The organism is Lysinibacillus sp. NPDC094403 (assembly GCF_050278745.1).
In the GTDB taxonomy this organism is placed as follows: domain Bacteria; phylum Bacillota; class Bacilli; order Bacillales_A; family Planococcaceae; genus Lysinibacillus.
Map to the genome: position 1 here is coordinate 181,349 of NZ_JBNNTL010000003.1, position 20,518 is coordinate 201,866.

19 protein-coding genes and 1 other RNA gene are annotated in these 20,518 nt (G+C 35.3%); 12 read left to right on the plus strand and 8 right to left on the minus strand.

Features of this window, described 5'->3' with window-relative positions:
* The gene (locus tag ACQKMV_RS07960) at positions 1-588 is read left to right on the plus strand and encodes a lecithin retinol acyltransferase family protein (protein WP_427503280.1); all 588 of its coding nucleotides are present in this window, start codon (positions 1-3) and stop codon (positions 586-588) included.
* Positions 589-802: 214 nt separating this feature from the next.
* A complete protein-coding gene (locus ACQKMV_RS07965) occupies positions 803-1,264 on the plus strand; it encodes a JAB domain-containing protein (RefSeq protein WP_427503282.1) in 462 nt (153 codons plus the stop codon).
* A gap of 204 nt (positions 1,265-1,468) precedes the next feature.
* Here ACQKMV_RS07965 and ACQKMV_RS07970 read toward each other — a convergent pair whose 3' ends face one another.
* A complete protein-coding gene (locus ACQKMV_RS07970; RefSeq protein ID WP_427503283.1) occupies positions 1,469-2,791 on the minus strand; it encodes a hypothetical protein in 1,323 nt (440 codons plus the stop codon).
* Positions 2,792-3,077: 286 nt separating this feature from the next.
* On the opposite strand from ACQKMV_RS07970, the gene ACQKMV_RS07975 reads away from it, so the two are divergent.
* The 4 genes from ACQKMV_RS07975 (at position 3,078) to ACQKMV_RS07990 (ending at position 6,687) form a co-directional block, all read left to right on the plus strand.
* Positions 3,078-3,692 carry a hypothetical protein gene (locus tag ACQKMV_RS07975; protein WP_427503284.1) on the plus strand — a complete coding sequence of 205 codons (615 nt, stop codon included), beginning with the start codon at positions 3,078-3,080 and terminating at the stop codon, positions 3,690-3,692.
* Positions 3,685-5,250, plus strand: coding sequence for a DNA primase family protein (locus ACQKMV_RS07980; RefSeq protein WP_427503285.1), 1,566 nt, complete (start codon positions 3,685-3,687; stop codon positions 5,248-5,250). Before ACQKMV_RS07975 ends, ACQKMV_RS07980 begins: the two co-directional genes overlap by 8 nt.
* Entirely contained in the window at positions 5,240-5,419 is a 180-nt protein-coding gene (locus ACQKMV_RS07985; protein WP_427503287.1) for a helix-turn-helix domain-containing protein, read from the plus strand. Before ACQKMV_RS07980 ends, ACQKMV_RS07985 begins: the two co-directional genes overlap by 11 nt.
* Positions 5,420-5,520: 101 nt before the next feature.
* The gene (locus tag ACQKMV_RS07990) at positions 5,521-6,687 is read left to right on the plus strand and encodes a tyrosine-type recombinase/integrase (protein ID WP_427503289.1); all 1,167 of its coding nucleotides are present in this window, start codon (positions 5,521-5,523) and stop codon (positions 6,685-6,687) included.
* A 124-nt stretch (positions 6,688-6,811) separates the two neighbouring features.
* Here the strand turns inward: ACQKMV_RS07990 and ssrA are convergent.
* From ssrA to secG, 5 genes are all read right to left on the minus strand, one after another.
* Positions 6,812-7,167: a transfer-messenger RNA gene (ssrA, locus tag ACQKMV_RS07995) on the minus strand.
* Positions 7,168-7,610: 443 nt separating this feature from the next.
* Positions 7,611-8,078, minus strand: a complete 468-nt coding sequence (smpB, locus tag ACQKMV_RS08000) for an SsrA-binding protein SmpB (RefSeq protein ID WP_049669013.1) — start codon at positions 8,076-8,078, stop codon at positions 7,611-7,613.
* A gap of 116 nt (positions 8,079-8,194) precedes the next feature.
* Positions 8,195-10,732 (minus strand): ribonuclease R, encoded by a 2,538-nt coding sequence (gene rnr / locus ACQKMV_RS08005; protein ID WP_427503290.1) that lies wholly within the window; start codon positions 10,730-10,732, stop codon positions 8,195-8,197.
* A 35-nt stretch (positions 10,733-10,767) separates the two neighbouring features.
* Positions 10,768-11,514, minus strand: a complete 747-nt coding sequence (locus ACQKMV_RS08010) for an alpha/beta hydrolase (RefSeq protein ID WP_427503291.1) — start codon at positions 11,512-11,514, stop codon at positions 10,768-10,770.
* 451 nt (positions 11,515-11,965) lie between these two features.
* Positions 11,966-12,193, minus strand: coding sequence for a preprotein translocase subunit SecG (gene secG, locus ACQKMV_RS08015; RefSeq protein WP_370042596.1), 228 nt, complete (start codon positions 12,191-12,193; stop codon positions 11,966-11,968).
* A gap of 368 nt (positions 12,194-12,561) precedes the next feature.
* On the opposite strand from secG, the gene ACQKMV_RS08020 reads away from it, so the two are divergent.
* From ACQKMV_RS08020 to dltD, 6 genes are all read left to right on the plus strand, one after another.
* Positions 12,562-14,202, plus strand: coding sequence for an alkaline phosphatase (locus tag ACQKMV_RS08020; protein ID WP_427503292.1), 1,641 nt, complete (start codon positions 12,562-12,564; stop codon positions 14,200-14,202).
* A 785-nt stretch (positions 14,203-14,987) separates the two neighbouring features.
* A complete protein-coding gene (locus ACQKMV_RS08025; protein ID WP_370042601.1) occupies positions 14,988-15,125 on the plus strand; it encodes a teichoic acid D-Ala incorporation-associated protein DltX in 138 nt (45 codons plus the stop codon).
* Between the two features lie 18 nt (positions 15,126-15,143).
* The gene (dltA, locus tag ACQKMV_RS08030) at positions 15,144-16,616 is read left to right on the plus strand and encodes a D-alanine--poly(phosphoribitol) ligase subunit DltA (protein WP_427503293.1); all 1,473 of its coding nucleotides are present in this window, start codon (positions 15,144-15,146) and stop codon (positions 16,614-16,616) included.
* A complete protein-coding gene (gene dltB, locus ACQKMV_RS08035; protein WP_427503294.1) occupies positions 16,613-17,776 on the plus strand; it encodes a D-alanyl-lipoteichoic acid biosynthesis protein DltB in 1,164 nt (387 codons plus the stop codon). Before dltA ends, dltB begins: the two co-directional genes overlap by 4 nt.
* Before the next feature lie 63 nt (positions 17,777-17,839).
* A complete protein-coding gene (dltC, locus tag ACQKMV_RS08040) occupies positions 17,840-18,073 on the plus strand; it encodes a D-alanine--poly(phosphoribitol) ligase subunit 2 (protein WP_134026129.1) in 234 nt (77 codons plus the stop codon).
* Complete coding sequence (gene dltD / locus ACQKMV_RS08045; RefSeq protein WP_427503295.1) at positions 18,070-19,245, plus strand: D-alanyl-lipoteichoic acid biosynthesis protein DltD; 1,176 nt, start codon at positions 18,070-18,072, stop codon at positions 19,243-19,245. The genes dltC and dltD overlap by 4 nt, the downstream gene beginning before the upstream one ends.
* Before the next feature lie 200 nt (positions 19,246-19,445).
* On the opposite strand, the gene ACQKMV_RS08050 is transcribed toward dltD, so the two are convergent.
* The gene (locus tag ACQKMV_RS08050; RefSeq protein WP_427503296.1) at positions 19,446-19,862 is read right to left on the minus strand and encodes an N-acetyltransferase family protein; all 417 of its coding nucleotides are present in this window, start codon (positions 19,860-19,862) and stop codon (positions 19,446-19,448) included.
* Between the two features lie 16 nt (positions 19,863-19,878).
* Positions 19,879-20,403, minus strand: coding sequence for a GNAT family N-acetyltransferase (locus ACQKMV_RS08055; protein ID WP_427503297.1), 525 nt, complete (start codon positions 20,401-20,403; stop codon positions 19,879-19,881).
* Positions 20,404-20,518: the final 115 nt, after the last annotated feature.

Below are 20,518 nucleotides of genomic sequence, written 5' to 3' on the forward strand. Positions count from 1 at the left end.
ATGCATTTTTTCAATGAGTTAAAAGACTTAGTAAAAAATATTTCCGCGATCAATAAAGAATTTGTTAGCGACGTAAAAGACCTCACAACTGAAACAAAACGAGATATCATTTCCGATTGGAAAAGAGAAGTTCCCGTAGTGGGTAATACCGTAGAGAAAGTGGATAGGGCTATAACAACTTTAAAGAATGTAAAAGAGCAAATACCCGATCCCTCTCCAAGGCCGTTTAATCCAAATCTACAACCTAGAAAAATTATTATACAAACAAAAAGAGCTAATAAAAAGGCCGTTAAAGATTCAATACAACGAGCTCAGCACTTAAAAGTAAACCGACTTTGTTATTCGCATCACGCTTTATCTATCGATGAATATGAAGTGATCCATTACCAAGACGGTGAAGTAAAGATTGAATCTATTGAAAGCTTTGCTAAAGGTGCTGAAATTTATATTTTAGCTACACCAAGGCTTTATAAAAAAGATGAGGTTATTGCTCGTGCTTATTCGAAGTTAGGTGAAAAAAAATATAATTTAATTTTTAATAACTGTGAGCACTTTGTGAGATGGACATTGAATGGTGATAAATATTAATATCTTTTAATAGCAAAATGCTTCATAGGTTATAATTGCTGTAGCAATCCATATAGCCTCATATACTTCAAATCTAACCTAACCCCTTTTAGGGAAATTATACATTTATTATATCATTCGATATTAAATTCGTTTTCAATAGATTTTCAAATCTATATTATCAATGTGAATAATAAGTATTATTCAGTATATATACAAAGGAGTGTATACGGGTATGAAAAGTAATTCTTCTAAACATGCAAAACGTGTCCAAATTGTCCAAGTCAAACTAGTTCGCGAAAAATCAATACTTTATAAAGAACGTAAAATTAGATCTCCTCACGATGCTTATACTCTTATGAAAGAATTCATTGGAGATGCTGATCGTGAACATTTTGTAGTTTTATGCCTTGATACGAAAAATCAACCGACATGTATTCAAGTAGTTCATATCGGCAGTTTAAATGCTAGTATTGTTCACCCACGTGAAGTTCTCAAATCTGCACTATTAAGTAATACTGCTTCAATTTTAGTTGGACATAATCACCCTAGTGACGTTCCAACTCCAAGTCAAGAAGATATCGAGGTAACTGAACGGTTAAAAGAAGCAGGAAAAATATTAGGTATCGACTTATTAGATCATATTATAATTTGCTCAGATTCGTTCATTTCATTAAAAGATAAAGGATATATTTAAGGAGTATAGATCTGTATCACTCAATAATAATATGCTTCTTCTTTATATTTGTGTTTATCGAGTTTATTTATTCTCTACTCCTCCCTCTTTGGATCGACGGATTGAGGCATTTGAAAAAAATTTAATGATGCAAAAATAAATTACGGACTTACTAAAGATCTTTAGTAAGTCCGTAATTATAGTTTTTTATTAGTAAAATAAATTTTAAAGATCTATCTCCTCATACATCTTCATATATCTCCCTACTTTACACATTAGAAAATCTGAATCTTTATTAATCTTTTCAATGTAATCATAGTGTTTTTTCATTTTTATTTGATATTTACAATCCATATTTATCTCTTCATCAACTATGTTAAAGTATGGATCAAATAATTTTAGCTTTCTAATAATTTTAAAGTCATCTACTTGCTTAGCAATATTAACTAACTCTAATTTCTCAGATTGAATAATAAAACACTCTAGACTCTGTACCATAGCTTCAAAGATTTGATTATAAATTTCAACTTCCTTTAATGGATTTTTGAAAATATTTAGTTTTCTTTCTTCATATATTAAATATCTTTTAATACCCAACCCGTTAATTTTCATAAGATGTCCTAGTTGAAACGAAAGTAAAAAATCGAAATTAAATAATCTATTTTTTTTACTTCTCTTTAATAATTTAGCTAGTTTTGAAAGGCTTTTTTCTAAATAAACAAAATCTACTAATCTTGAATACTTATTTAATGCATATAAATTCAACGATGCATTATAGCATTTTAACATTGTTGAAAGGTCATCCTTTTCGAAATTTATATTTCCTTCATTCATCTTTAATAAATTTATTTCATCAGCTATTTTCAAAAAATATGTATACTCTTTCCTGAAATCTAATGCTATTCGACAACGTTCTTTATAAGATTTAGATTCTACAACCTTAATAAAATTTTTTTTAGCCTCATCAAATTTTTTTACATTTATATTTTTGTTTCTTACGCACCTATGAACTAAATACAAATTAAAAACAGAAAGAATTTCTGGAAACTCTTTTTGTATATGTATTGTATTCTTTTGAAGATATTCTATATCTTCATGACTACAATCACCAATATTTTCCAATGAACTAATCAAATAATCTAAAGTACTTTCTTTTATATATGCAGTGGGTTCTATAATGTCTTTTTCATTCAAACCTTCTATTTTTCTTAACAAAAGTTCTAAACTTGCATCGTGGACCATCCATACTAAACTAGATGAATTTCCAAGAAACTCTTCTAAAAAATATAATATTTCAAGATTATTGATGCTATTTAATCTAATTTCTCCCGTCCCCCCATCGATTTCCCATTTAAAATCTGTTTTAAAATCGATATTCAACGATTTATTAAGAAATTTATCGTACTCTAGTTCATCGAAATAATAATCATCATAAAGATCTCCGCTACTCATCATTTCAATAATTTTATTTATCAAGATTTTTTCTTTCCTGATATAATTATTTTTTCTCTGAAACCTCCTGTTGTTTTTTATTTGATTAACTACCATCCTATTTCTCACTCCAATTCTATGTTCCAAAGTTCCAATTTTATTTTTATTTTAATTTAAATAACTAGGTAAATATTTAATTCCAAGGGTTATTTCTTCTATTATTCCTATAAATATTTGGAACAATGGAACAACTTTCCCTTTAGAATTCCAGTAGTTTAAAAAGTCAATAAAACTATATCGAAATATCTTTTTCCCAATTCATTTTAGTACCCATTTTCAAAACATCAGACACACGCCATAATACCCTTGTATAACAAAATAAAACTTTAAAGGGGAACATAACATGACTAAAGAAAAAAAAACAAAAGAAAACAATCTTCAAAATAAGTTGATGAAAATCTCTGAGCTATCTATGAAAGGTGGATATGATCATTTCATCATTGCGATGTCAAATTCCTTTACAATTCTCGATGGCTTAGGAAAAAGAAACTTAAATCTTTCCACTTGTATTTCTATGACTGATTTAAAAGACTCAAATACTTTGCAGGGCCATATCTATAACCAAAATATTAATAAAGAAATTATGAACCATAATAATGAAGAATCTAAGATTGTTTTATCTGCTGGGATAAATTTAGAGAAAAAAGATAACATTGAAATTATAACTTTTTCTCACAAAAAAGAAAGTTTGGAACAGAAAATTTTTTCTTCTAAAAAGAAAAACGGGCCATCAGGGTTACTGTATTTTGAAATTGAGAATTATTCATTTTTAATTATCACTTTAAATATTTCAGTTGAAATTAAATCAATTTCTCATGTTTACAACGGGAATACTTTAAATAAACTCTATTATAATAGAGCTTTATTACTGAATTTATTACCGATCGAGTTATCAGGGAATTTACGATCATTATTTGATAAGAAAACTTCAATATCTGAGGAGACTTTAAATGAGTAAAAAGATCAAGTTTGATAACAAATATTTTACTGAGGAATTCGTATCTATATATCTTGAGGTACAGAAAGATTTACCTTTATTTTCCGTACAAGATATTCTGCAACCCCCAGATATATCAGATGACCTCCCCTTATTTAATGAGAATCTCTGTTATTTGGACGGACTGAATTCTAATGATCAAATTAAATCTGAAAAACTCAATGTAAATCCGAATTCGTTAAGACCGAAGAATATTTCGGATCCTGACACTAACAAGAAATCTGCACGAACTATTTCAAATTCAGATATAGCTGACCTCTTTTTAGAGAATTTTCGATTCAAGTTATATCAGGATGTTCTTTATATTTGGGATCAAAGCAAGTCTTACTATATAAGATTTGAATATATTGCTGATAAATTTATTCGTCAAAATGTCCCAGCTGGCATCAAGGGTAAAATATCAAAAAATTCTATCATTGAAATTATTCAATGGATAAAATCATCTCCAAATATCGAGATTGATGAAGATAATATTCACCGTAAACTATCCTATGTCTGCTTTAATAATTTTATTTTCGATTTTCAGAACAATATAAGAATTCAACACGATCCAAATATATTTTTCACTTCAAAGATTCATGCTGATCATAAAATGAATCCTAATTACGGCAATACTTTCGAAAAATTTTTGGAGGATATTACCAAAGGTGATATGAAAATATATTATCGGATCCAAGAACTTTTTGGTTACGTTATTTCTGAAATTAGAAATATAAAATGTTTACCTATATTATACGGACCAAAAGATACTGGAAAATCAATTATCTTAAAACTGTTGGAAAAGTTGATTGGAGAGAAACACGTTTCTAACTATAGTTTCGAACAACTAACTAAAGATGATTTCTTATCTAATTTAATCGGTAAAAGGATGAATACATGCGGTGAAGTTTCTGATATTACACTTACTAGATTAGATTCTTTAAAAAAACTCACTGGAAACGACCGATTTTCTACACGTCAACTGTATGGACAACCGTTTGAAATGGTTAATGAAGCAGCTATTATATTTGCTGGAAATCAACTACCTACAATAAAAAAATATCATGAAACAAAAGCTTTCATAGAAAGGTTAGTAATTATTCCATTTTTAAATCCCATACCTAAAGAAAAACAGGATACAGAGTTAATAAAAAAATTATTACTTGAACTTGATTACATTGCCCAATGGTCAATTATAGGGTTAAAAAGATGGGTTAAAAATAATCACATTTTCACTAAAATTGATATAGAAGAAACAATAATAGAAACATATTATCCATCTAAAAATAGTTTTATTAAATTCATTGAGCAAAATTGTATTCTACATCCAGATGAAAAAGTTTACAAAGGGGATTTAGAAAAATATTACGAAAAATATTGTATACAAAATCAAATTAAGCCTGTTCTTAAAAAAGATAGGGAAATTCACCTTTTAGAATTAGGTGTAGGATTTTCTAAATTCCGACTAAATAATGATTCTACACCTAGACACGGTTATAAAGGTATCGTACTTAGAAAGGATGTTATAAATGCAAATTAATCCAGATAAAATGTGGTTATCACTTAAAGAAGCTGCCAATTATGCCGGCGTTTCCTATAACACCTTCATCAAATTCCGTCACAGAGGCTTAAAAGTTTGTGAAATTGAAGGTATTAAACGAGTTTCAAAAAAAGAAATAGATCGTTTTTTAGAAGAATATATTTTTTAAATGTTATGAGAGGATTTTTCCACAGTTAAATTATATATTATAACTGTGAGGATTAATCCTCTCCTTTATCTTGCCCCCGCAACGATATTAGGAGGATCGCTATGACTAAAAATAATTCTTCACCCATCAAAAGTTATCACAACAAAGATGGTAAAACGTTATATAAGTTTCAAGTTTATTTAGGTGTAGACGAGCTTACTGGTAAAGCGCGCAGTACTACTCGTAGAGGTTTTAAGACTAAAAAAGAAGCGGAGCTTGCTTTAGCACGCATCAAACTTCAAGTCTCTGAGGGCACCTACAAACAAAAGAGAGCGGAGACGTACCAAGAAGTTTACGACCTTTGGATTGCTCAATATGAAAATACTGTAGAAGAAAGTACGTTTGTTAAAACAGTTGGCTACTTTAAAAATCACATCTTACCTTCTATGGGCAATTATCGTATCGAGAAAATCACTATCGCTGTTTGCCAAAAACACTACAATGAATGGGCAGCAAAAGTAAAAAAAGCTCGTACAATTAAGTCTTATGCAAAAAAGGTATTAGATTTCGCTATTGTGCATAGCTTTATTCAAACGAACCCGTTCACTCATGTTGAAACAAAGGTAAAAAAAGCTTTTATAGATAGTGAAGAAGATGAAAATGAAAACTTTTATATAAAAGATGAGTTAATTTCATTTTTAGATAAAGCAAAAGAACATCTTAACTACAAAGCATATGCCCTATTCCGTTTGATCGCATATACAGGCATGCGTAAAAGTGAGGCTCTAGCTTTAACTTGGAATGATGTGAGCTTTGTAGAGAGTGAGCTTACTGTTAATAAAGCGATTGGGCGCGGCAAACAAACACAGCTTTATTTGAAAACGACTAAGACTGGTAAGTCGCGTACGATCAAATTAGATAAAACAACCTTATCAATCTTGAAAGAATGGAATAAACTTCAAAAGCAGCAGTATATTCAGCTAGGCATCAATACTTTAAAGAAAAACCAATTAATGTTCAGCAATACAAAAAATGAATATATACAGCCGGGACAAGTGCAGAAGTGGATGTATAGTGTACAAAATAAATACACTTTAAAAAAAGTGTCGCCACATGGATTACGCCATACTCACTGTTCGCTATTGTTCGAAGCTGGTGCGAGTATTAAAGAAGTCCAAGATCGACTTGGCCACTCTGACGTAAAAACTACTTTAGATATTTATACGCACGTTACGAAAAAGGCCAAAGAAGGCGCTATACAGAAGTTTGTGAACTATTTAGAAGGCTAAAGTTACTTGACTAGAAATTGACTAGATTTGAATGAAAACAGATGAAATCATATGAAATAAAAAAAGTGTCAAAACCCTTTCATATCAAGGGTTTTGACACTCATTGAAATCATTTGATTCCATAAAATGGAGACGGCGGGAGTCGAACCCGCGTCCAGAAACTCCAATACTTCAGCTTCTACGCGTGTAGTTTGCCTATTTACGATTCACGTAACATTATGCCGACAAACAGGCGTCCTGTACGCTAACCTGGAAATCTCTTGCCGGTGACTCAGGTGGCACCACCGACCGTATCCCACTAAAGTTGGGCCCCACGTTCTCTACATGGGCGATAGAGAGGCAGAGCGCTTAAGAGCTTACGCTGCGAAAGCTAAGTTTTGTTGTTTGCCAGTTATTATATAACTTCCGTTGATGACGGAGCCGAGACCTCCGACGCGCGACCAAAGCTTGAACCATCCCTGTCGAATCCGTAACGTCCCCTTGAATATGAATCGAAGCACTTGGCCTCGTTCAAGTATAAGGAGCTAGAATTTCTTCTAGTACGGTGGGAGCTAAAAGTACGCTTCCATGTAATCTGGCATTCAGTAATACATATTATAAAACAAAACTAGCTATAGTTCAAGTGTCCCGCCATAGTAGAAAAAATTGGCTAGCTCACTATGATTTTCTTATTTCATAATCTTAAATTTCATTTCTCGTAGTAGCAAAATTAGCTTTCCTAATTTGTAATCTGAGAGATAGCCGTAATAGACATCTACCTATTGCCAGTCAAAGTCGAATGCTCTATGTTCTTTCCTTCCTATTATAGGAATGCTGATTTCTCCTTATTAAAATCAGCGTCCTTTAGAACTTCCCCTGAGAATTCCATCCGTTCAAAGACAAAAAGCTCACCATCCATAAATAGTGAGCTTTCTAACAATCTATTAATCTTGATTTTTTGCTTTGAAGGCGCGTTCCATGTCGCGTTTTGCTTCTTTTTTACGCATATCGTTACGTTTGTCGTAATCTTTTTTCCCTTTGCCGACGCCGATTAGGAGCTTGGCGTAGCCGTCTTTAATGTACATTTTTAATGGGACGATTGTGTAGCCGTCACGTTTTACGGCACCGACTAGCTCGCCGATTTGCTTTTTATGAAGCAGTAGCTTGCGGGCGCGCAGTGGGTCATGGTTAAAGCGGTTGCCTTGTTCGAATGAGCTGACATGCATATTGTTGATCCATGCTTCACCGCTTCGGATTTGTACATAGGATTCTTTTAGTTGAACCCTTCCTGCACGGATGGATTTAATTTCTGTGCCTGTTAGCACCATACCCGCTTCGATTGTTTCTTCGATGAAGTAGTCGTGCCCGGCTTTTTTGTTTTGTGCTAATACTTTACCAGTACCTTTTGCCATATTATTCACCCTCTACTTAAAGGATAAGCAGGGTCAACCTGCTTTTATTGATAAAGTGAAAGCACCCGCTTCAAATTGCTTAAAGCGCTAATGGTGCCTTCGCCTATACTTTTACTTTATTTACGTTTTGATTTTTTCTTTTTGTTTTTCTTAGCGACGCCCTCGTAGAACTTTTGCTTTTGCTTCACGCCTTTTTTAGGGCCTGGGCTTGAGCCATCTTTGCGGCGTCCTCGTGGATCACGGTCGTTTTCACGTCGCTCTCCTTGTCCGCCTCGTCCTTCTTCATCGCGACCTCTACGACTGCCACGTCCGCCTCGTTCTTCTTCGTTGCGACCACTGCGACTGCCACGTCCGCCTCGCTCTTCTTCGTTGCGACCACCGCGACTACCACGTCCGCCTCGCGCTTCCTCGTTGCGACCACCTTTGCGGCCATTACGACCATCTTTGTTGTCGCTATAGTTTTTGCGTGCGTGAATAACAGTAGGTGCTGCTTTTCGAGTTCGTCCATAAGACGTTACCATTCCGACGATTTCAAAGTCAATTGATGACTCCTCAATAATAACATTTGCTACACGAACTGTAACTTCATCACCAATACGGAATTGACGATTTGTACGTTCACCAATCATGATCATTTGACGATCATCGAAGCGGTAGTAGTCATCTGTCATATTGCTAATATGGACAAGTCCTTCAATCGTGTTTGGTAGCTCCACGAAAATCCCGAAGTTTGTAATAGATGAGACGATACCTTCAAACTCTTCGCCAATTTTATCGGACATATATTGTGCTTTTTTCAGTGCGTCCGTGTCACGCTCTGCATCGACTGCACGGCGTTCACGTTCTGACGTATGGTCAGCGATTTCATCCATCGCCATACTCCACTGTGCAATGGTTTCTTTTGATGTATCTTTATTAATTAAATACGTACGAATTAAACGATGGACGATTAAGTCCGGATAACGTCGAATTGGTGACGTAAAGTGTGTATAGAAATCAGTTGATAAACCAAAGTGACCTATGCTTTCAGGGTAATATTTTGCCTGCTGCATTGAGCGTAGAAGCATCGTCGAAATAACAGGCTCCTCTGGCATGCCTTCAATGGCCTTTATTACATCCTGTAGCGCTTTAGGGTGCACTGTGTTTCCTGTACCTTTGATTAAAATACCGAAATTCGTGACAAATTCAAAGAAGCGTTGCAGCTTTTCTGGCTTTGGATCTTCGTGAATACGGTAAAGGAACGGTACATTCATCCAGTGGAAGTGCTCTGCTACTGTTTCATTGGCAGCTAGCATGAAATCTTCAATTAATTTCTCAGCTACTGTACGTTCGCGTAATTCAATATCTACTGGCCAGCCATCTTCGTCCACGATTACTTTAGATTCTTTAAAGTCAAAGTCAATTGCACCACGCATTTCACGTTTGGTACGTAAAATGTTAGAAAGCTCAGCCATATGTTTAAACATTGGCACTAGTGGCTCGTAGCGGGCAATTAGCTCTGCGTCTTGTTCCTCTAAAATTTTGTAAACGTCTCTATATGTCATACGCTCAGTTGTTTTAATGACACTTTGGAAAATTTCATGTGAAATCACATTACCATTTGCATCAATAATCATTTCACAAGACAGTACTAATCGGTCAACCTGTGGATTTAAGGAACAGATACCATTCGATAATCGATGAGGAATCATCGGAATAACGCGGTCTGTTAAATATACACTCGTCGCACGATCATAAGCTTCAATATCTATTACAGAGCCTTGTGTTACATAATAACTAACATCTGCAATATGTACGCCAAGTTTAAAAGTACCGTCTACATTTTTCGTTACGGTTACAGCATCATCCAAGTCCTTCGCGTCAGCTCCATCGATTGTCACAATCGTTTCGTGGCGTAAATCACGGCGACCTTCTAAATCTGCCTCTGTAATTTCATCCGGCACTCGTTGCGCAGCAGCAACCACTTCTTCTGGGAATTCAGGTGGAATGTCATGCTTATATAAAATAGATAGAATGTCCACACCTGGGTCATTTTTGTGCCCTAAAATTTTTGTGATATAGCCTGTTGCTGATTTTAAATCTTCTGGCCAAGTTGCTACTTCAACGACAACCTTGTGTCCATCGACAGCTCCTAACGTATCGCCCTTAGCAATGAAAATGTCCATCGGTAGTTTTTTGTCATCTAAAACAACAAAGCCGAAGCCTCGATTTGCTTGGAACGTCCCAACAAAGCTCGTTTGTCCACGCTCTACTACCTTTGTCACTGTTCCTTCACGGCGATCACCGAATGATTCCTTTAAAACACGTATCAAAACGATATCGCCGTTAATCGCACCATTTATTTCATGCGGTGGAATGAAGACATCATCCATCCCCTCAATATCAGGTGTCACAAAGCCAAAGCCTTTCGCGTGTCCGATAAATTTACCTCGAAGTAAATTCATGCGCTCTGGTAGGCCATAACGATTGGAGCGAGAACGCACAACTAAGCCTTGCCCCTCCATACGCACTAACGTTTTTACTAGCTCTTTAAATTCGTCAGCATCTTCAAAGCCAAATAAGTCTTCGATTTCACCAACGGTTAATGGTTTATATTCTTCTTCACCGAAAAAATCGAGTAAACGACTTTGTAGTGTATCTTTTTGGTCTTTCATAATTTCCCTCCTTCATGAGAAAATCCTAATATGTTTTATTGTGCCCAATTTAGGCTTTCTAAAAAGCGATAAATATCTTCATGTAGCTGATCTTTTTCTTGATCTAACGTAATAACATGTTTTGAGTTTTCATACCACTTGATCTGTTTTTCAAGTGACTCAGTTTGATTATATATAATGTTGGCAGATTCTGTCTCAATTACCTCATCATTTGTCGCCTGTACGACAAAAATTGGTGCATAAATCATGTCAATTTCCTGACGTGTCCGAGCAATGAATTCTCGCAACTCTTGTAGAGATGGCATGCCCTTTTCAGCAATTAACGCAACCTCAGCTTCGATTTGATCCTCGTCTTTACCTTGGAACTTTTTATAGTCCCTCGCATATTTCAGTACACCTTGAAACATAACATCCGTTGTACGCATCGTCATCGGGGAACACATTGTCACAATACCTTTCACCGGGTTATTCAGTGCAACGTTTAAAGCCATAACACCACCCAATGACAAGCCAGCAACAGCTATTTCCTGATAGCCCGCATCCTGCAGCTGTTTATACGCAGCTACGACATCCTGCCACCAATCAGCAGGACCAGTTGTAATGAGTTCCTCAGGTTCCACACCGTGACCTTTATAATGAGGTGCTAATGTAGTATACCCTTTTTTCTCTAAATATCTACCAAGCATTCGCACATCCGCCGAACTTCCCGTAAACCCATGCAATAATAAAACTGCTCTAGGTCCTGCTTGAAAGAAAAAAGGCTGTGATAACGATTTTTTCATTGCGAGCTCTCCTTCATCCAAATATGTACTATAACCATTATAGCCATACTAAAGCTTCTTCAAAAGCTTCTGCGATTGTTACTTTTTTATGAGGTTTTATTGGATAATTTGATGGGTTTTTTCAGCATTTTGATGGTCTTTCTGGCATTTTGAGAATTCTATCCATCATTTTGGCTCTTCAATCCACGATTTTGGGGATTCTATCCACGACTTCGGGGTTTCTATCCACGGTTTTGAAGATTCTATCCATCATTTTAGCTTTTCCATCCGTGATTTTGCGATTCGCGGGTATTTCCTTGCTTCGCGCGGGTATTCGTCTTGCTTCCGCGGGTATTCGCCTTGATTCCGCGGGTATTTTCCTGCTCCGCGCGGGTATCACTTTACAGAGCCAACTATGTAACCATAAAAGAAAACGCCCAACCAGTAAGGTTAGGCGATATATCTTCAACTATTAGATTTTTGTAATAGCGAGTGCTAAAATAAAGAATAATATTGCTAACACAATTGTTGCACGGTGAAGGATTAGATCCATACCACGTGCTTTTTGCTTTCCAAATAGTTGTTCAGCTCCACCCGAGATGGCACCTGACAAGCCTGCACTTTTACTAGATTGAAGTAATACTACAACGATCAACGCTATTGATACGATAACTAATGAAACTAATACTACTGTATGCATCCACTGCACCTCCCGAACTTTGAACATCACAACACATCACATTATAACAAAAAAAGGTTCCTTTGACAAACTGATAATAATTAATTACCTTATTCCCTCATCGGTTAGTTTTACGCATATATTTTGTGAATGACGAGAAACTAAGTGAAGATCATATATTCTGTTGCTACCAGCAATGTGGACGCAGATACTGTTGGAAACGTTATTGTTGCTCTGACGCCCCCAAGAAAGTGCTCAGTCGGAACGGAAATCAACCACACGCTTTGATGATAGGACTTATCTTTAACAATATCCCCTTTAATAATTAATTCATCCTGCTGTACAACCTTCCTTTACACTTACTTGAATTCATCCAAAGGAGAAAAATCATGAAATACTCAAAAAAATGGAGTTCATTGTTGTTTGCAAGCGCTATTGCTTTATCGTCGATTAGTATCGCTCAACCGCAAGTACAAGCAGCTCAAGTCAAGAAGCCAACAAATGTGATTATGCTCGTGATGGACGGCAGTAGTAATAATGCTGTTACCCTTTCTCGGTGGTATAAAGGTGAGAATCTAGCAATGGATGAAATTTTATCAGGGGCAGTGCGTACGTACTCTGCCGAATCAGCCATTACAGACTCAGCTCCAGCCGCTACTGCATTAGCCACTGGGCATAAATCAAATGCTAAATTTATCGGTGTACTACCAGCAGTTATTAATTCACCGGGCTTAGCACAAATTGCTAAAGAGGATGCTTATAGACCTGTAGCCAATGTTTTAGAAGGGGCAAAACAACAGGGCAAGGCAACTGGATTGATTGCTACTTCCGAAATTCAGCATGCTACACCAGCTGGCTTTTCTGCACATGTGAAGCATAGAAGTCAATATGATGACATCTCTGAGCAGCAAGTTTATCAAAACATTGACGTTGTGTTAGGTGGCGGCTTTGACTCTCTGGCGCCAGGCACAGCTATAAATGCTCGTCAAGATGGCGAAAATTTAGTGGATGTCCTTAAAGAAGAAAATTATGACATCGTTAAAACACGAGATGAGCTTTTAAATAGTAAAAAATCAAAAATTTGGGGAGGCTTTGCTCCAAGTGCCCTTGCGTACGATTTAGATCGTGCTGCAACAAGAGCATCCGAGCCAACTCTCGCTGAGATGACACATAAAGCAATTGATACCCTTAAAAAGAATGAGAACGGCTTCTTCTTATTTATAGAAGGCAGTAAGGTGGACTGGGCGGCTCACGCTAATGACACAATTGGCATTATTAGCGATATTTTATCGTTTGATAGTGCAGTCAAAGAAGCCGTTGATTTTGCAAAAGAAGATGGAAATACAATGGTCATTGCTGTTACAGACCACGGCAATAGTGGTATTACAATGGGGAATGCCAACACGACAAGTACTTATTCCACCACACCTGTATCTGCCTTTATCGCTCCTCTAAAGAAAGCTAAAATGACAATTGAAGGTGCGCTAAGCCAATTAAACGAAGATAAATCAAATATTGTTGAAGTTGCCGCACTTTATGGATTAGATGATCTTTCTAAAGATGAGCTTGCTACATTAACATCTGCTAAAGACATGGGCAAAGTAATGGTAAAAATGCTTGCCAATCGTGCCAATATTGGCTACACAACCGGTGGGCATACTGGTGAGGATGTATACTTATACTCATTCGGACCATCTAAAATTACAGGACTTGTAGAAAACACAGATTTAGCACAGGCGATGGCAAATTTTATGGGCTTCGATTTAAATAAGCTTACCGATGATTTATATATACCCGCTACAAAAGCATTCACAGAAAAAGGCTATGCATCAAAAATTGATTTAACTGATAAAGAAAACCCTACATTTATTGCACAAAAAAATGATGTAACTGTTACAATCCCAGTTAATAAGAACATTTTAATATACGAAAAGGACAAGACAGCAAAAACGTATACATTTGACACAATCAACGTCTACAACGGCACTGATTTTTACATGTCAAAAAAAGTTTTAAAAGTTCTCAAATAAGTGAAGACTAATAATCAGCGGGGATATTCTTCATTCCCTCTGATTATTAGTCTTCACCAATAGGGCTTTTACGGGCAGTTAATCTCCCACCTTACTTTTAGCTATTGCTGTATTTATTAAATAGAATTCTTCTTTTACCTAACGCTTCGCTTTCGCGGTACTTACTCCCCGTTAAAGCGGGATATAAATAAAGGTGTTATCATAAGTTGAGATGATTAACTTTATGGTATGTATTTGCAATAGTCCTCAAAAGATTATCGATTTCATCATTTGCTTAATATTTTTTTCTTCCATACTGTTTATCCCCTGTGCATCTCATCATATCTTCTTATCAAAAAATACTGACATTTTCCATTGAATTTACTTTGATTTTACTTTCATTTATTATGCTTAATATAACGAATGAAAATCGTTTGTAGCATAAATGGTCTCGAATGTTCTTTAACAAGATTTAAGGATTTTTTAAGTACACATGGAGCTAAAAAACGGCGATAATAAAGATGGTTCTTAATCAATTTGAGATGAAACTAAGAATTGTTAAGAATCCATTTTTTCTCTTCATTTCTAGTCACGTTTTCTAAAACCTTAATTTAATCTTAATTTTATCTTATGATTTCATGAATATATAGAAATTGAGCAACATTTTTCTCTACAATCCGTCAAATCAGTGTTAAAAATTAAATTAATGTTAAATAATAATTAGAAATAACTTGAAAAAATATCTATTTATTTAGTATATTTACAAAGTTATAATTCATTTTTCATTTTTAATTGGAGGTGGATATATGCAATCCATTAAAAATAATGAGCTTTTACGTTTTATAGGCTTTACGTTATTTTATTTCATCATTTTGGTGCTCTTGTTTCTTATTCATGGTTTCCATGATATGAATGCAGGACCATTTATATATACGGAATTTTAAGAAAAGGAGATATAAATTATGTTAAGTATTTTAGAGGCTATTCACAAAGTGGCACAACAACATCCAGATCGAACTGCATATCAAACTAATAGTGATTCCTTAACGTATGGTGAGCTTTGGCATCTTTCTGATTGTGTAGCACAATATTTAATGGCTCTTGATTTAAAAAGACAACAACCTATCGTCGTCTACGGGCATATGTCACCTTTACAAATCGTTGCCTTTTTAGGTGCTGTAAAGGCAGGTCATCCGTATGTACCGGTTGACTCTTCTACACCGTCTGAAAGGTTACAGATTATTGTAGAAGCTTCTCAGGCTTGTTTGTTACTAAAGACGGAAACATTAAGCTCGAACCAATCAGTCCCAGTAGTAGAAGTAAGTGATATTGTGGCACAAACAGCTAGCGTTTCGACAGAGCCTTCAACTTGGGTTAAGGATGAAGAAATTCATTATATTATTTACACATCTGGTTCTACTGGTAAGCCAAAAGGTGTCCAAATTACAGCTGATAATTTAGCACATTTTGTTGCTTGGATGCATGAGTATTTCCCTTTACAAGAATCTGGTGTGTTTTTAAATCAAGCGCCTTATTCCTTTGATTTATCTGTGATGGATTTATATCCTGCACTAGTTAGTGGGCAAACACTTTATGCTATTACGAAAGAGCAAATTGCTAATCCAAAAGCGTTATTTGAGTCATTAGCTTCATCTGGCATTCGCGTTTGGACTTCCACACCTTCCTTTGCGAAGATATGTTTGATGAACAAGGAATGGGATCAGGAGTTAATGCCTTCTTTAAACACGTTTTTATTCTGCGGAGAGGTTTTACCAGTATCCGTATCTAAAGAATTAATGCAGCGCTTCCCACAAGCATCTATTTTTAATTTATACGGTCCTACTGAAACAACCGTTGCCGTATCTTATGTGGAAGTAACAAAGGAGCTTTTGGAGCAATTTGACCAACTACCAATCGCCCCTGTATCTGAGCCTAATCTATCCTTGCAAGAAGATGGCGAGATTATTATTTCTGGGCCGACTGTAAGTGCAGGTTACCTTGGTGCGCCTGATTTAACACTTAAAGCGTTTCCTACAATAGGAGATCAACGTATTTATAAAACTGGAGACGTTGGTTATGAAAAAGATGGCTATCTGTTCTTCTCAGGACGAAAAGATTTTCAGGTGAAACTGCACGGTTATCGTTTAGAAATTGAGGAAATTGAAAAACAAATTGGCAATCTTCCACATGTTTCTAGCTGTGTTGTTATACCTGTTTCAAAAGATGATGAGATTATTTCACTAAGTGCGTATGTTGTTCTTCGAGAACCATTGACGGACTCTGCCTTCAAAATGACGAAGCAGCTTAAAGCATTGTTATCGGAGTATTTACCATCTTATATGATTCCAAAAACATTCAAATACATTGACACGTTACCTTTAAATACTAACGGTAAAGTTGATCGTAAAGGATTGGCGGTTATGGAAACAGTATGACGCCTTATGGAAATATAATTTTTTTCATCATCATTGGTATTTTGTTACTGCCAACAATTATTTTAGGACTACGTGGGAAATCAGCTAAAGGCTATAATATCTTTATTTCGATTGTCGTGTTAGCTCTTATTTTTGGTAACTCCTTAAATGGATCAATTTCTCTTATACTCTTTACAGTATTTCAGTTATTATTAATTATCCTTTACCAAAAATATCGCTTACAGAAGAATAGCACCTCGGTATTTATAATCGCTGTGCTACTGTCCATTTTTCCACTTGTGCTTGTGAAGGTTCTACCAATGCTTGGCCTTAATCATTTATTTGGATTCTTAGGGGTATCCTATATTACCTTTAAATCTGTACAAATGATTTTAGAAACACGAGATGGATTAATTAAGGATAAAATTTCAGCAGTCGAGCTTGCCTATTTCTTACTGTTCTTCCCTACAGTATCATCAGGTCCTATCGATCGTTGGAGACGCTTTGATAAAGATTTTCACACAGTGCCGTCTGGTCAAGACTATCAAAAACTGCTGTTAAGTGGGATCAATTATATATTTGTAGGCTTTTTATATAAATTTATTTTGGCTTATTTAATATACAATTACACACTTATTTATTTACCAAATCAAACTTATAACTATTTGACACCTTTTCAAGGGCAAATAGCGTATATGTATATGTATAGTTTTTATTTATTTTTCGATTTTGCGGGCTATAGTGCTTTTGCAGTTGGTGTCAGCCGCATTATGGGTATTCAAACGCCAATTAACTTTAACCGTCCATTCACGAGTCGCAATATTAAAGACTTTTGGAACCGTTGGCATATGAGTCTTTCCTTCTGGTTCAGGGATTATGTTTATATGCGCTTCGTACTTTGGATGACGAAGAAAAAATGGATTAAAAACAGATATACAGTTTCTTATCTTGGCTACTTTTTACTGTTCTTTTTAATGGGTATTTGGCACGGATTAGAATTGCACTATATTGTCTACGGTCTCTACCATGCCTTGTTAATTATTTGCTTCGATAAATTCGAACGCTGGAATAAAAAGCGCAAGATTTGGCCAAAAAATAAATGGACTCATGCAATAGGCGTATTTATCACTTTTAATGCCATTTGCTTTGGTTTCTATATTTTCTCAGGGACATTATTTTAATCAACAGCTTTAATCGTATATTTTTTGAATAACACAGCCTAAACAATAAAGGAGATTTTTAATATGGATAAACAACAAGTTTTAGAAATGCTAGTAGAGTTATGTGAGGACGATATCATTTTAGAAAATCCAGATATCGATTTATTTGAAGAAGGGCTTCTTGATTCATTCGGTACAATTAATTTATTAGTGGAAATTGAAAATCGTTTTAATATCTCAGTGCCAATTACTGATTTTAACCGTGAGGAATGGAACACGCCAAATCGTATTGCAGCGGAATTAGCTGAAAGACAATGATTAAGAAAGGCTTTCTATCATTACTAATTGCATTTGTTCTTTTTGCTGCCTTTTTATTCTTCCCTAATTCTTGGATAAAAGCTTGGATATCAGATGAAGATGTAGAGCAAGCAAAAACTAGTATGTCTCCGTTAGTGTTCCAAGGAATGTATTTCCAGGAGCGTATGTTGCAGGAGCCTAATACTATGCCTTTATACGGCTCCTCCGAGTTAAATCGTTTTGATCCTTTCCACCCTTATAATTATGCTCGAGCTACAGATGCTCCGTATACGACATTTATGGTCGGGCGTGGTGGAATGCAGTCTATTACACACTTTTTAAATTTTGCTGCACAGGAAAAGAATTTAAAGGGTAAGAAAATTGTCTTCATCATTTCCCCTCAATGGTTTACGAAAAAGGGAATGAATGAATTACATTTTTCTCCTAACTATTCGATGCTGCATGCTTATGATTTAGCATACAATAAGGACATTGATGAAGATCTTCGAAATCGAGGAATGAAACGCCTTCTTGAATTCGATACTGTAAGTCGCGATGAGCTGCTCAAAACAATTTATGAATATAAATTATCTGGTGGTAAAGAAAAACCAATCATTGGACGACTTGCAATGATGGCTGGCCATATCCAAAAGGCATTTTTAGAGAAAAAAGATTTGTATTACTCTCTATTCCCTCGAGAGCCACATAATCTAAAAAGCAATGACAAACTAGTTGTAGATCAAACATTTGAGCAACAACTGCAAAATGCCGAGAAATATGGCGAGAAACGTGTATCCAATGATCTAATGATTGAAAATAAGTTTTATAAGCGACTTGTGAATGCGAAAATTTCTAAGTTTAAAGGAATGCGAAAAGACGAAGATTATACGACTTCACCTGAATATGCGGATTTACAGTTAGTCATTGATGTTTTAAAGGATGCTGGTGCAAAGCCACTATTTGTTTCTATTCCAGTAAATGGTCATTGGTATGACTACACTGAATATCCTGCTGATCGTCGTGAAAAATATTACGAAAAAATGAACCAGATGTTGACTGCTAATGGTGTTCCATTTGTTGATTTCTCAGGCCATGACTATGATCCTTATTTCATTATGGATACGATTCATATTGCATGGAAGGGCTGGGTATATCTAGATCGAGAGCTAGACAAATATTGGGCACAGCAATAATGAGTAACTTTAATCAGTGGAGGTTTTCTTCATCTCCTCTAATTATTAGTTCCACCAATCTGGCTTTTACGGGCAGTTAATGCGGGATAAAATACTTTGTTCTCGTTTAACGAACGTAGAGACAGTCTAAAGTGTGTTAATCACTTAAGACTGTCTCTTTTTTTGTAAATTTCTTCGAGGCTTATTGGAACTAAGTTCTTTTATTCATATATCATAACCCAATATTTTTCCTTATCCCCTTCTTCAATTACCTTCTTCCAACCATTCTTCTCATAAAATTTTAACGCTTTATGATTTTCGGATACACATTTTAATCTTAATGGTTTATTCATCTTTTCAATGGAGGCATTTAGTAAATGACCCCCTATACCTTTACCAAAGTAATTTGGATTAATAAATAAATTATGAATGAAGTTATCTGGCAAGTATAATGAAGCAAATCCAAGTAGATGATTATCCTCTTCCGCTACAATTATATGCTCTTCTATAGTGTCTTTATCAAAATCGTTTAAAGTCATTTCTTCTGAAGCCGCCCAATGGAAATTTTTACGACGTGATTCCAGATAGATTTTTCTTAATTCTGGGTAATCTAATTTATTCGCTTCTCTAATATTCACATTCTCACCTTTACTTTCATAATGTTTTTGAGTCACTATTGAATGAAAAAAGTCTAAGTTCTTCAGCATCATTGGAAAACTGGACTAATCTTTCAAACTTCAAACCTATTTTTTCTAGTAGCTTTGCTGAAGCTTCATTATCTTGAGTTGTGATAGCCACAATGCGATTTAGCCCTAGTGTATTTACACCATATGCCAATGTCGCTGAAGCTGCTTCGTAAGCGTATCCTTTTCCCCAATACTTAGGTAGAAAAGCGAAGCCAATATCCACATTTTCTAGTGAGTCTCTTTTAACTAGACCGCAAATTCCAACCGGGCTTCGATCTTCATTTCTTTCAACTAAATATAGACAAAAGCCAAATTGCTCGTACATGCGAATTGGTCCATTCACTATATACTCACGTGCATCCTCTACTGTTCTCAAACCACGATCACCAATGAACTGTAGCCATGAAGGATCATTCATTAATTCAAGGATAAAATCTGCATCATCTGTTGTTTGTAGGCGTAGGGTAAGTCGATCTGTTTCAAGAATTTTCATCGTATCCACATTCCTTTCAGTACTGTATTTTCCATTTTCTAAGCTTTTTTCTCCTATATTTTATGTTTTTCTAATATTAAATATATAATAACGGACTTACAACTGCACTTGCTTA

What these genes read in the sequence shown, in the direction of transcription:
- ACQKMV_RS07990 (WP_427503289.1), top strand. Translation starts at nt 5,521, where the DNA reads ATGACTAAAAATAATTCTTCACCCATCAAAAGTTATCACAACAAAGAT.
- ACQKMV_RS08020 (WP_427503292.1), top strand. Translation starts at nt 12,562, where the DNA reads ATGAAATACTCAAAAAAATGGAGTTCATTGTTGTTTGCAAGCGCTATT.
- smpB (WP_049669013.1), bottom strand. Translation starts at nt 8,078, where the DNA reads ATGGCAAAAGGTACTGGTAAAGTATTAGCACAAAACAAAAAAGCCGGG.
- ACQKMV_RS07970 (WP_427503283.1), bottom strand. Translation starts at nt 2,791, where the DNA reads ATGGTAGTTAATCAAATAAAAAACAACAGGAGGTTTCAGAGAAAAAAT.
- dltC (WP_134026129.1), top strand. Translation starts at nt 17,840, where the DNA reads ATGGATAAACAACAAGTTTTAGAAATGCTAGTAGAGTTATGTGAGGAC.
- ACQKMV_RS07985 (WP_427503287.1), top strand. Translation starts at nt 5,240, where the DNA reads ATGCAAATTAATCCAGATAAAATGTGGTTATCACTTAAAGAAGCTGCC.
- ACQKMV_RS07975 (WP_427503284.1), top strand. Translation starts at nt 3,078, where the DNA reads ATGACTAAAGAAAAAAAAACAAAAGAAAACAATCTTCAAAATAAGTTG.
- ACQKMV_RS08010 (WP_427503291.1), bottom strand. Translation starts at nt 11,514, where the DNA reads ATGAAAAAATCGTTATCACAGCCTTTTTTCTTTCAAGCAGGACCTAGA.
- dltB (WP_427503294.1), top strand. Translation starts at nt 16,613, where the DNA reads ATGACGCCTTATGGAAATATAATTTTTTTCATCATCATTGGTATTTTG.
- ACQKMV_RS07960 (WP_427503280.1), top strand. Translation starts at nt 1, where the DNA reads ATGCATTTTTTCAATGAGTTAAAAGACTTAGTAAAAAATATTTCCGCG.
- rnr (WP_427503290.1), bottom strand. Translation starts at nt 10,732, where the DNA reads ATGAAAGACCAAAAAGATACACTACAAAGTCGTTTACTCGATTTTTTC.
- ACQKMV_RS08055 (WP_427503297.1), bottom strand. Translation starts at nt 20,403, where the DNA reads ATGAAAATTCTTGAAACAGATCGACTTACCCTACGCCTACAAACAACA.
- ACQKMV_RS08025 (WP_370042601.1), top strand. Translation starts at nt 14,988, where the DNA reads ATGCAATCCATTAAAAATAATGAGCTTTTACGTTTTATAGGCTTTACG.
- ACQKMV_RS07965 (WP_427503282.1), top strand. Translation starts at nt 803, where the DNA reads ATGAAAAGTAATTCTTCTAAACATGCAAAACGTGTCCAAATTGTCCAA.
- dltD (WP_427503295.1), top strand. Translation starts at nt 18,070, where the DNA reads ATGATTAAGAAAGGCTTTCTATCATTACTAATTGCATTTGTTCTTTTT.
- secG (WP_370042596.1), bottom strand. Translation starts at nt 12,193, where the DNA reads ATGCATACAGTAGTATTAGTTTCATTAGTTATCGTATCAATAGCGTTG.
- ACQKMV_RS07980 (WP_427503285.1), top strand. Translation starts at nt 3,685, where the DNA reads ATGAGTAAAAAGATCAAGTTTGATAACAAATATTTTACTGAGGAATTC.
- dltA (WP_427503293.1), top strand. Translation starts at nt 15,144, where the DNA reads ATGTTAAGTATTTTAGAGGCTATTCACAAAGTGGCACAACAACATCCA.